Annotated in this window: 11 protein-coding genes and 2 pseudogenes; 6 read left to right on the top strand and 7 right to left on the bottom strand. The window is 41.7% G+C overall.

The window, feature by feature from the left end; genetic code table 11:
• Positions 1-14: 14 nt before the first annotated feature.
• A complete protein-coding gene (locus MuYL_RS10130) occupies positions 15-797 on the bottom strand; it encodes an RMD1 family protein (RefSeq protein WP_094570453.1) in 783 nt (260 codons plus the stop codon).
• Positions 798-917: 120 nt separating this feature from the next.
• Between MuYL_RS10130 and MuYL_RS23855 the strand changes: the two are divergent.
• Positions 918-974: pseudogene (locus MuYL_RS23855) on the top strand (hypothetical protein); the annotation flags it as partial.
• A gap of 24 nt (positions 975-998) precedes the next feature.
• On the opposite strand, the pseudogene mnmE reads toward MuYL_RS23855, so the two are convergent.
• Positions 999-2,306 (bottom strand): annotated as a pseudogene (gene mnmE, locus MuYL_RS10125) (tRNA uridine-5-carboxymethylaminomethyl(34) synthesis GTPase MnmE); the annotation flags it as partial.
• A 178-nt stretch (positions 2,307-2,484) separates the two neighbouring features.
• Here mnmE and MuYL_RS10120 point away from each other — a divergent pair.
• Together MuYL_RS10120 and MuYL_RS10115 are read left to right on the top strand one after the other, a co-directional pair.
• The gene (locus MuYL_RS10120; RefSeq protein WP_094570451.1) at positions 2,485-3,546 is read left to right on the top strand and encodes a nucleoid-associated protein; all 1,062 of its coding nucleotides are present in this window, start codon (positions 2,485-2,487) and stop codon (positions 3,544-3,546) included.
• A 306-nt stretch (positions 3,547-3,852) separates the two neighbouring features.
• On the top strand, positions 3,853-4,149 hold the full coding sequence (locus MuYL_RS10115; RefSeq protein WP_094570450.1) for a hypothetical protein: 297 nt from the start codon (positions 3,853-3,855) through the stop codon (positions 4,147-4,149).
• A gap of 29 nt (positions 4,150-4,178) precedes the next feature.
• Here the strand turns inward: MuYL_RS10115 and MuYL_RS10110 are convergent, their stop codons facing one another.
• The 5 genes from MuYL_RS10110 to MuYL_RS10090 all read right to left on the bottom strand — a co-directional run bounded on the left by MuYL_RS10110 (position 4,179) and on the right by MuYL_RS10090 (position 8,952).
• A complete protein-coding gene (locus tag MuYL_RS10110) occupies positions 4,179-4,985 on the bottom strand; it encodes a TIGR02757 family protein (RefSeq protein WP_094570449.1) in 807 nt (268 codons plus the stop codon).
• Between the two features lies 1 nt (position 4,986).
• Positions 4,987-5,397 carry an SMI1/KNR4 family protein gene (locus MuYL_RS10105; RefSeq protein WP_094570448.1) on the bottom strand — a complete coding sequence of 137 codons (411 nt, stop codon included), beginning with the start codon at positions 5,395-5,397 and terminating at the stop codon, positions 4,987-4,989.
• Between the two features lies 1 nt (position 5,398).
• Positions 5,399-6,538 (bottom strand): cystathionine gamma-synthase, encoded by a 1,140-nt coding sequence (locus tag MuYL_RS10100; RefSeq protein WP_094570447.1) that lies wholly within the window; start codon positions 6,536-6,538, stop codon positions 5,399-5,401.
• 283 nt (positions 6,539-6,821) lie between these two features.
• Positions 6,822-8,294 (bottom strand): proline--tRNA ligase, encoded by a 1,473-nt coding sequence (gene proS, locus MuYL_RS10095; RefSeq protein ID WP_094570446.1) that lies wholly within the window; start codon positions 8,292-8,294, stop codon positions 6,822-6,824.
• Between the two features lie 178 nt (positions 8,295-8,472).
• Positions 8,473-8,952 (bottom strand): Dps family protein, encoded by a 480-nt coding sequence (locus MuYL_RS10090; RefSeq protein WP_094570445.1) that lies wholly within the window; start codon positions 8,950-8,952, stop codon positions 8,473-8,475.
• Between the two features lie 96 nt (positions 8,953-9,048).
• Between MuYL_RS10090 and MuYL_RS10085 the strand changes: the two genes are divergently transcribed.
• The 3 genes from MuYL_RS10085 to MuYL_RS10075 are packed head-to-tail and all read left to right on the top strand — an operon-like array spanning position 9,049 to position 11,547.
• Positions 9,049-9,807 carry a DUF4905 domain-containing protein gene (locus tag MuYL_RS10085; protein ID WP_094570444.1) on the top strand — a complete coding sequence of 253 codons (759 nt, stop codon included), beginning with the start codon at positions 9,049-9,051 and terminating at the stop codon, positions 9,805-9,807.
• 20 nt (positions 9,808-9,827) lie between these two features.
• The gene (locus MuYL_RS10080; RefSeq protein WP_094570443.1) at positions 9,828-10,922 is read left to right on the top strand and encodes a LysM peptidoglycan-binding domain-containing protein; all 1,095 of its coding nucleotides are present in this window, start codon (positions 9,828-9,830) and stop codon (positions 10,920-10,922) included.
• Positions 10,915-11,547 (top strand): uridine kinase family protein, encoded by a 633-nt coding sequence (locus MuYL_RS10075; protein ID WP_094570442.1) that lies wholly within the window; start codon positions 10,915-10,917, stop codon positions 11,545-11,547. The genes MuYL_RS10080 and MuYL_RS10075 overlap by 8 nt, the downstream gene beginning before the upstream one ends.
• The last annotated feature ends 67 nt before the right edge of the window (positions 11,548-11,614 follow it).

Raw genomic sequence — 11,614 nt, 5'->3', positions numbered from 1 at the left:
TCAGTCTTTAATATTTACTTAAATATTTTTTGCGCAAAAATATTGATCACTTCTACAAGGATCAGAATAATGATAACCAATTCGAGCCGGTAACTATTCCTATACTGTAAAAGGTCTCTGAAAAGCTCCAGATTGTCTTTTACAATACTTAGCCCTTCCTGAATATCCCTAAACCTTTCCTGCAAATCAAATGTTCGCTTAAGATCTGTATGGATTTTATTCAGGTTTTCATCGTCCCAGGTTTCCGGAGGCGAATCAAAAATGTACAGGTTCTCGGCAATACGGTTTTTTAACACCAGTGTTTTTCCGATATACTTCTTTAGGTTTATTCCGGATATATTAAGGCGCCCCTTTGCCTCCAATATTTGGGTATGATAGTTTGTTTCCTCAATTAATTTAGTAGTTTGCTCTTCGTAATAATCAAGCGCAACCGATTGTGACACGGTAAGCATAATCAATCGTAAAACTTCAATAGCTGCTCCCTCGATCTCAATTGAATTGAAACCTATTTTATTTTTGCCCGCATTGGTTTGAATTTTAAATTCCTCTGTAAGGTTTTGGTCGAAGGCATTCCTGCAATTAGATGATATGAGCCTTAAAAATTCAGAAATCCTGATGGGATCGTAATTTAAAAAACAAACTACGCCATATTTAAAAACATAAATGTACTGGCCTTCATCTACCGTATAAAACAATTCATCGGTATCGCTAAAATATAGTTCGGCCTTAAATGCTGATTTGAACGCTTTCAGGTCAATGCTATCGGCTATTTGGTATGATAAAACTTGTTGTAACATATTTTACAGCGTTTTTGTTAAATATACCGTGTATTGCGATTAAAAGTTAACCTACTTATCACAAAATAAAAAGCCACCTCATAAACCAGTTATGAGACGGTCTTTATTATATTATCTGAAATGCGACCTAACATACGCCTATTTCCCGATACAAAACTTACTAAAAATATGCTCCAGCAAATCATCGGTGGTAACTACACCGGTGATCTCACCAAGGTAGTACAGCGCCTGTTTAATATCCATCGACAGGAAATCAGAAGTCACGCTATCTATCCCGTTGAGTACCCTTATTAAGGACTCTTCTGTTTTTTGCAAAGCTTCCAGGTGGCGGATATTTGTAACCATTGTTTCATCGCCGGTAAGCTGGTCTTTTATGGCTGTGGTGTAGATCTTGCTTTTGAGCTCGTCGATATGCAGTTTCTGTTTGGCGGAGACGGTAATAAAGTTCGGGAGCCCCTGCGCCTGCAAATGTGTAAGTTTGGCCGTTTGATCCAGCAGGTCTATCTTATTGGCAACCATCAGCATGTTTATACCCGGCTTTTGTAGACTTGCAATGTCCTGTTGCAATTCTTCATTGCTTATTACGTCAGCGTCAAAAACGTAGATCAGCAACGCCGATTGACTGATTTTTTCCATAGTCCGGGCCACCCCTATCTGCTCAACGGCATCGGTAGCTTCACGAATACCTGCTGTATCTATCAGCCTGAAATTGACACCTTGTATGTTCAGCACCTCCTCAATAGTGTCGCGCGTAGTACCGGGGATATGGCTTACAATAGCGCGTTCTTCGTTCAGTAACGCATTCAACAAGGTTGATTTTCCGGCATTCGGCCGGCCGGCAATAACCGTATTTACGCCTTGTTTTATGGCGTTCCCCAGCTCAAAAGACCGGATAAGGCTGCCGATAACTTTATTTATTTCATAGATAAGCTTTTTGAGCTGATCGCGGTTGGCAAATTCAACATCTTCTTCAGCAAAATCAAGTTCCAGTTCTATTAACGAGGCAAACTGCACCAGTTGATCGCGCAGTCCCTGAAGTTGACTGCTAAACCCTCCCCTCAGCTGGTTTAAAGCAACCTGCTGCGATGCTTTTGAGTTGGAAGCTATCAGATCGGCAACGGCTTCTGCCTGCGACAGGTCGAGCTGCCCGTTTAAAAAGGCTCTCAGCGTAAACTCCCCTGCCTTTGCGGAACGGGCCCCTTTCTTAATCAGCAGTTTGATAATGGACTCAATAATATATGCCGAACCATGGCAGGAAATCTCTACCACATTTTCGCGGGTGTAGGATTTAGGCCCTACAAAAATAGATACCAGCACTTCGTCCAAAACCAGTTCACCATCAGCAATGCTTCCAAAATGAATAGTGTGGGATGGCTGTTTGGTTAGGTCCTTACCCTTAAAAACGCTATTGGATATTGTAATGGCTTCCGGCCCCGAAAGGCGGATGATGCCAATGGCGCCTGTTCCGCTGGGTGTAGCCAGGGCAACTATTGTTTCTTGTTGGTTCATAGTTTACAGTTCATGGCTTACAGCAATTTGTGATTGAATTATAAACCATTTTAATATTGGCCAAAGTTCGTTATTTACCTGCGGTTTTTTGTTAGCGTTTTGCCATAAACAATTCCGGCCATAACTATCTGCACTGAACCGTGAACGTGACCTAAAAATCTTACCTTCGTACCCGATTATGGTAACTTTTTTTGAAGCTTCGCTCGATACTATTTCTGTTCATCATGTTGGCAACCCGTCAATAAATGAGCTGTACTCCCTGTCTGACCATCCGCTTGAACTGAAGGATGAGGTGATCCCTAACCTGCTGATGCAGTACTTTTTAAAACCTTTTGAAAAAGCTAATGAGGTTTACCACCTTACCCACAGTAGCGGCGATTTAAGTCTCAACGAGATCCACCATTTTGTTACCCGGGTGTTTGACCAAAAGGAGAAATTTCATGAAGCATCGGAGCTGATCGCAAAATTTTTATTTAAGGTTACCACCCATCCCAATATTAAAGGCGGTGAACTTTACGTGGTTTACTTTAACAAGGTACAGATAGAGGGTAACCCGCTTGATGCCATCGGCATTTTTAAATCGGAAAATAAGGAAACCTACTTAAAGGTGTATCCCGACAAAGGCGGGTTCCAGGTTGATTATGAAGAAAATGCCATCAACATCAATAAACTTGACAAAGGCGTGCTGATCTTTAATATCGAAAAGGAGAATGGCTATAAGGTTGTGGTGATTGATAAGAACAATAGCGGCGGACAGGATGCGGCCGTTTATTGGAAAGATGATTTTTTACAGTTAAAGATCCGCAACGACAGCTACAACCAAACCACCAACACGCTGGGGATCTACAAGAATTTTGTTACCGAAAAACTGGACGAAGAGTTTGAAATGAGCAAGGCCGATAAGATAGACCTGCTGAACCGCTCCATGAAATATTTCAAGGAGAAAGACACATTTGACATGGATGAGTTTACGGGCGAAGTGCTGGGAAATGAAAAAGCCATTGAATCATTCAAAAATTTCAAAAGTCAGTACGAGCAGGAATTCGACAGCCCGATTGCCGATACCTTCGAGATCTCTGACAATGCCGTAAAAAAGCAGGCCAAAGTTTATAAGAGCGTTTTAAAACTCGATAAAAACTTTCACATCTACATCCATGGCGATAAAGACCTGATTGAAAAGGGTTTTGATGATGGCAAAGCAATGAATTACTATAAGGTTTATTTTAAGGAAGAAGCGTAAGCGTTCCATTTTTCACAGCGGAACGGGTGGAACGATCTGAAACATATTGATTATCAACACGTTGACATTTAAACACATTGTAATTAATTGATAATCAGCGTATTGTTTTTTTAACTTGCTAGTAACAGAATCGTAATATTCTGAATTTCAACATGTTTCATATCTAAAGAATATTGACATAGTTATATTCGTAACCTGAAAAATACGTCCAAAAAACTATAATTAGCGATAAACCTTTCCTTGCTCTTCGGGTCCAACCAACAAAGCACCAACTTTATTTATTACCGGGATCTAATCACATCACTTATGAAAAAACTACTATTTGCCGGCTTGCTGTCTCTTATCGTTATTGCGGGTTGCACAAAACAAATCTATTATGCTATCGGAACTCCCGAAACAGAATTCAAAGCGCACACCAAAGGCCGTCTTGCCCTTATTGAGCAAACAGAACATTCAGCAACTTATAGAAAGTATTATACTTTCATGGGGCAGGCTTCTAATGATGACAACGGCATGTACTATTATTTTACCGATGGTAAGTTAGTCCGCATGGACAGAACAGGCCCAAACGTGAGTGTTTTCATACAGCATAACGGTAATTAGTATCGGTTAACCGGGGGATAGAGGAAAATTCAAAAATTTTCCTCTATCCCCAACGCAAACAAAGCAAAATCGTACTTAACGGGATCGTTAGGGTCAAATTCCCTTAAGCGTTGGGTAAGTTCCACCGCTGTTTGCCAGTCTGTTTGTTTGCGGGTGATCAGGTTAAGCTTGCGGGCTACGCGGTCGACATGCAGATCGCAGGGAACTATCAATTCCGATGGCATGATGTGGTTCCAGATCCCGAAATCAACGCCGCAATTATCTTTGCGCACCATCCAGCGTAAAAACATATTCAATCTTTTACAGGTAGATTTTTGCGACGGCGAAGAAATGTGCTTTTTGGTGCGATGCGGAAAATCAGGCAGGGAAAAGAAATAGCTTCTGAAATAATTCAGGTACTTCTCAATTGGTTCTTCACCAACCAACTCCCCCTTTAGCGGGCTCGGGGGTAAAAACGCCGACTCCAGCGATTCGTTATTTTCATAATGATACCTGAAAAATGATATAAAATATAAGGTATCGGTATCATTAAATGTACGGTGTTTAAATTGCAGCAGCTTTTTTAGGTCCACATCTTCATGATTCATAATAAAATCATACGGCGCGCCATCCATCAGGGTAATGAGTTCCTTACACTTGTTGATAATGGTTACCCTTTGCCCCCAGGCCAATACTGCAGCCCATAACCCCATAATTTCAATATCCTGCCGTTTGGCAAACAGGTGCGGGATAGACACAGGGTCGTTCTTTATAAAATCAGGCTGATTGTACTGAATGACTTTGCTGTCCAGGAAAGCTTTGATGTTAACCGTATCCTGAAAATTATCTTTGAACATATTAGTAGATCAAATCAGAATTGGAGTTTATCTTATCAACAATTTGTTGAAATGAATGCGCGATAAATTCTCCATCTTCAGTGCTATATACTTTAAAAACACCTGCTCTATTTTTATTAAAACCGATAAAATGACTTGCCATCAGAAAATCGCAAAACCCGATAAAATTTTTGTTACTATTACCGTCAAACTCTTCTATAATTAAATCGAGAGGAAATATAGTAAACATATGTTGCTGCCAATCTAAACCATTAAAGCCGTTAGCTCGTAAATAAAAATCCTTGAAATCTTGCGGGAAATTAAAATGCAAGACTGATTCAGCTTTTTCAATATCTTCAATAGAAGATGGAGGATTTAATTTAACACCCTCAGAGTTCCATTTGGATAAAACATCGTCAATCCAGCTTTCCATTTTAAACCAGCGCTTGTTTCAAATCCTCCAGCAAATCATCCACATCCTCTACTCCTACGCTTAAACGCAGGAGGTTATCAACCACACCAACTTTTTCCCGTTCTTCTTTTGGGATCGAGCCATGCGTCATACTTACCGGGTGATTGATCAGTGATTCAACACCGCCCAGTGATTCTGCCAGTGCAAATACTTTAAATGATGATGCAATCCGGAAAGTTTCCTGCAGATCGGCATCTTTAAGCACAATGGAGATCATTCCGCCAAAATCGCGCATTTGTTTTTTGGCGACATCGTGATTTGGATGGTCTTTAAATCCGGGCCAGTAGATCTTCTCTACTTTAGGGTGCGTTTTTAAGAATTCAGCTATTATACGGCCATTCTCGCAATGAGCTTTCATTCGCAGGTGCAGGGTTTTAATTCCGCGCAGCACTAAAAAGCTATCCATCGGGCCGGGTGTGGCGCCGCAGGCATTATAAATAAACCAAAGCCTTTTATATAACTCCTCATCATTCAGCATCAAAGCCCCCATCACTACGTCGCTGTGGCCACCTATATACTTGGTAACGGAGTGCATTACAATGTCCGCACCAAGGTCGATAGGGTTTTGCAGGTATGGCGATGCAAAAGTGTTATCAACCGTCAGCAGGATGTTCTTTTCTTTGCTGATTGCGGCAACTGCCGCAATATCAACAATCTGCATGGTTGGGTTGGTTGGGGTTTCAATCCAGATCAGCTTCGTATTTTCATTGGCATATTCCCTGATGATCTCCGGGTCAGAAAGGTTCAAAAAATGAAACTTAATGCCATAATTAGCAAAGATCTTGGTGAACATCCGGTATGACCCACCATAAAGATCATTCCCTGTGATAACTTCATCGCCAGGCTTTAACAATTTCATCACGGCATCCGTAGCGCCCATTCCGCTCGAAAAAGCCAGGCCGAATTGTGCATTTTCCAGCGCTGCCAAACAATTCTCCAGCGCCTTGCGGGTTGGATTGGTACCACGCGAGTACTCATAACCTTTATTGTCTCCCGGCGATTTCTGCCAGTAGGTTGATGTTTGGTATATTGGTGTCATCACCGCCCCTGTTGTGGGGTCAGGCTCTTGTCCTGCGTGTATGGCTTTTGTTGCGAATTTCATGTGTGTGCTTTAACACAGTCCATAGCCGATAGTCCATGGACCATAGTAAAAAAATAAACCTCCATAGCTATGGACTATCGACCATAGACTATGAACTTTTTCTTTATGCTCTCCGCTTGTTGGTCACAAGACCAACAAGCGGAGAGCATTATTGCGCGTAAAAAGCCGTCGGCAATCACGCGGATCCTTCAAAACATAAACCTTATCGGTTGTTGGTGACAACACCAACAACGGCGAAACCTCAATAGCTATGGACTATCGACCATTGACTATGGACTTTTCCTTAGTACGCCCTGGCAAATAACACCCTTTGGCTACTTGGCTTTCCTGTTAAAATACATTTCCCCGCTTCCTGTTTATTATCTAAAGGAATACACCTTATTGTAGCTTTAGTTTCGTCCTTTATTTGCTGTTCAGTTTCAGGTGTACCATCCCAATGGGCTGATATAAAGCCGGGCTGTTCGTCCAGCATGCGTTTAAACTCATCGTAAGTATCAACTTCAGTAGTGTTTGCTGTTCTGAAATTTAATGCCTTTTGATAGATATTCTGCTGGATCTCTTCCAGTAAGGCTTCAATATGATCAGCTAAGCCAGCCTGGTTCACCGTTTCTTTTGTTTTAGTATCACGGCGCGCCAGCTCAACGGTTCCGTTTTGCATATCGCGGCTGCCTATGGCTACGCGCAAAGGCACACCTTTAAGTTCGTATTCGGCAAATTTAGCTCCGGGCCGATGGGTGTCGCGGTTATCAAACTTAACCGAAATACCTTTGGCTTTTAGTTCTTTGGTAAGGCCTTTTACAAAACCTGATATATTTTCAAGCTCTTCTTCGTGTTTATAAATAGGTACCACAACAACCTGGATAGGCGCCAGTTTTGGTGGCAATACCAGTCCGGCATCATCAGAGTGCGCCATTATCAATGCGCCAATTAAACGGGTTGATACGCCCCATGAAGTGGCCCAAACAAAGTCCAGTTTATTTTCTTTATTGGTGAATTTTACATCAAAAGCTTTGGCAAAGTTCTGCCCCAAAAAGTGTGAGGTGCCGGCTTGCAAAGCTTTACCATCCTGCATTAATGCTTCTATGCAATAAGTATCCAGCGCTCCCGCAAAACGCTCATTAGCAGTTTTTTTACCTTTTACCACAGGTAACCCCATCCAGTTTTCGGCAAAATCGGCATAAACACCCAGCATTTGTTCCGTCTCAGCAATAGCTTCCTCGGCAGTAGCATGGGCGGTATGCCCCTCCTGCCATAAAAACTCAGTAGTGCGCAAAAACAAACGGGTACGCATTTCCCAGCGTACTACGTTAGCCCATTGGTTTACGAGGATAGGCAGGTCGCGGTACGACTGGATCCACCCCCGGTAAGTATTCCAGATAATGGTTTCTGATGTAGGCCGCAAAATAAGTTCTTCCTCAAGTTTAGCTGTCTCGTCAACCACTACCTGCCCGTTCTCGTCTGTTTTTAAACGATAATGGGTAACTACTGCACACTCTTTGGCAAACCCTTCAACGTGGCTGGCTTCTTTCGAGAAAAAGGATTTGGGTATCATCATGGGGAAATAAGCATTCACATGCCCGGTTTCTTTAAACATACCGTCAAGTACGGCCTGCATTTTTTCCCATATCGAATAACCATAGGGCTTAATGATCATGCATCCTTTAACCGGCGAATACTCAGCCATATCGGCTTTTATTACCAGGTCATTATACCATTGCGAATAATCTTCGTCCTTGCTTACAACCCCTTTGCTCATATTAATATATACTTTGTGATATTTTGAATTTATAAAGAGGCCAAATTTAAACTAAGATTTATAAGATTTATAGGATTTATAGATTTTAATGCAAAAAGCCCTGTTAAATAACAAGGCTTTATTTATAATAGTTGATAAACCAACTAATATTTAATCTCCGGTCTCTACTCAGCTAACATCAGTCTTCATTAACGAATGAACGCAGCATCCAGGTGTTTTTTTCTTTAAACTGCATAAAGCGGTTCACCATATCGTTTGTACCATCATCGCCGGCTTCGGCAGTAATTTCTAAAATTGCGCGTTCCATTTTAATTAAGGTGGCCATATCCTCAATAATAGCCTTAACCATGGCGGTATCTTTTAAACCAATGGTGTCAATTTCCTTCAGTTTAGCCTTTTTAATATAATCATCAAAAGTACTGTAAGGCGCTTTGCCAAGGGTTAAAATCCTCTCTGCCAGTTCATCAATGGTAGTAAGGGCGGCGGTGTAAAGCTCTTCGAACTTAACGTGCAGGGTAAAAAAACTTTTACCTTTAACATTCCAATGGCAACCCCTAACTTTTTGGTAATGGATATGATAATTAGCCAGAAGCTCGTTTAAATGATCAACTACCGGTTTTTCTTTTGATTCTTTGAGGCTTATTTTGTCAGCTTTCATTGTGTTTGTGTTTATTTTACAACAGTAAATAGGTGTGATTGTTTATCACAACAAAAATAACAACCTCAGCTATTTTTATTCATATTTGTGCGTAATATGACACTGCTGCCACACATTAGCCAACAATTTCCGGGAATAATCTGGCGTATGGAAATTGACGCGCTAACCGAAACGCTTTTTGTTGAGATCAGGGACAATGATGAGAAAAAAGTTTGTTTTGGGTCGGCAGGTTTACAGAACGGCAAAATATATTTTGACAGCCTCACTACCCCCGAGCGCTGGCTCACCGGCATTGAAACCGCGTACGATGGGGTACTGCTGATCCATTATTACCAGTCAGAAACCGGCCCGGCGCATAAAGGATTATTAGCCGTTGATGCTTTTACCGGTAAAACATTGTGGAGCAATTACACGCTGGGCTTTGACCACCTTACTGCAAACGGCCCGGTGGTTTACGACAGCCGGCTACAGCCCCGCAAACTTTTTTTGGCTGACATAAAAACCGGGGCCACCATCCGCATTTATGAACCTTACCTGTTTAACGATCCTGCAAATAACATCCGCGTACCCGAACAGTTAGCGCCGGAATTATTACCGCCAAACCTTATTATACATCATTCCTATTCAAATTGGGTACATTACCTTGAGCACAATAATTTTAGAATTGTATCTTTGCACGCGCTAAAGGCCGGGCAGCTTGTTCAGCTGCTGTATGTATTTGACGGGCAAAATAAAGTTTACGAAGATTTATTAAACTCAGATATACAAAAAATTCAGCCGGAGGCGTTTATAATGCATAAAAACTGTTTAATTTATATAAAAAACAAGGTAGAATTGAAAGTTTTATCCCTATAAATACTGATTCAAAGTTCATTATGAAATTCAAACTTCTATTATTAACTATATTATCGTTTACATTTTCCGTATCACTCTTTGCTAATCCGCTAATTGACTCCGTAGGTGTAAAAAACAACGACGGTAAAAAGATGGTATTGTTTAAAGTTAAGGCGGGCGATACCTATTATTCTATCGGGCGGCGTTATAACATAAAGCCCGCTGTTTTGATGAAATTTAACGGCGCAAAAAAAGAGACATTATCGCTTGGTAAGATTGTAGAGGTTCCAACCGACATGCCTTTCAAAAAAAGCAAAAAGGAAAAGGAAGAAGCGGCGGTAAAAGAAACTAAAAAAGAGAAAAAAGCAAGGCTTGCCCGCGAAGAAAAAGAAGCGATGGAAGAAGCCCGAAGCAAAAAACACAAGGAAAGCGAAAATGTGGAAGTAAATACCACTGCAGAACAGCCAATCCGACCTGTAGTTGTGCAGCAACCTGTGCAGGTGCAGCAACGGCCGGTTCAGCAGCCACAGGCGCAGCAGGACAATACCCCGCCCACTCAATACAAGGTGTCAGCAGGTGAAACATTGTTCTCTATAGCTAAACGCTTTAACACCAGTGTTGATGCCGTTACTAAGCTAAATAACTTAACATCAACAAACCTGCAGCCCGGCCAGATCCTGCTGGTAAACCCATCAACCGGGCAACAGGCACCCGCCCCGGTGCAACAGGCGCAGCAAACCATTCAGCAGGTTGCTGCCGATACCCAACGGGTAATAGCCAGGCGCGATTCAAACCTGGCGCCTGCTATTGCAAAAGACAGCAGCGGCCATTTAAACTCCAACCGTTACGGCTTGTATGAGAAAAACGAAAAAGGTGTAGCCAGCTGGATTGATGACCCAAGTCTTGATCCCAATAAAAAACTGGTATTGCACCGCACGGCCCCTATTGGCACCGTTATAAAAATTACCAACCCAATGACTAACCGTACTACTTTTGCAAAAGTAGTTGGCCGTTTTACAGATAATGAATCAACAAAAGATGTTATTTTGGTAATGACAAAAAATGTTGCCGAATCATTAGGCGCTTTGGATAAACGCTTCCATGTAAACATAAGCTACGGTAGCCCGAATGAATAAACCATATGTATTGGGTATTGCCGGAGGAAGCGGATCCGGCAAAACTTTTTTTTTGAAGTGTTTTTTAGAGCATTTTTCTGCAAGTGAAGTTAGCCTGGTCTCGCAGGACGACTACTATTTTCCGGTAGCCCATAACATGACTAAAGAGGAAAATAAACACTACAACTTCGACCTGCCATCAACCATTGACCACGATCATTTTGAAGCAGACATCGAAAGTTTGCTGAATGGTGAAGCCATCCTGAAAAAGGAATACACCTTTAATAACCCGGATGCCGTTCCTAAAATGCTGGAGATACAGCCCGCTCCTATTTTAATTGTAGAAGGCCTGTTTATCCTGCACTTTAAAAAAATTTCAGAAATGATTGATTTAAAGATCTTCATTGATGCTGATGATGAAATTGCCCTGCAACGCCGCCTTAAACGCGATTTACTTGAACGCGGCTACTCGCACGATGATGCGATGTATAAATGGATAAATCATGTTGCACCGGCATACAAAGAATTCTTGCTACCCTACCGGGACGAATGCGACAAAATTATTGTAAACAACTCTCACAAAGCAGAAGATATTATTTGTGTAACGGGGGAGATATCCAAGGATTTGAGAGCGAAGTTGTTTTAAAAGTCGATAGACGATAGTCCATAGGCCATGGCTAAAATTTCTTCACACCATGGTCTATCGACTATGG

It is taken from the genome of Mucilaginibacter xinganensis, assembly GCF_002257585.1.
In the GTDB taxonomy this organism is placed as follows: domain Bacteria; phylum Bacteroidota; class Bacteroidia; order Sphingobacteriales; family Sphingobacteriaceae; genus Mucilaginibacter; species Mucilaginibacter xinganensis.
This window is presented reverse-complemented; position numbering and strand designations above follow the sequence as displayed.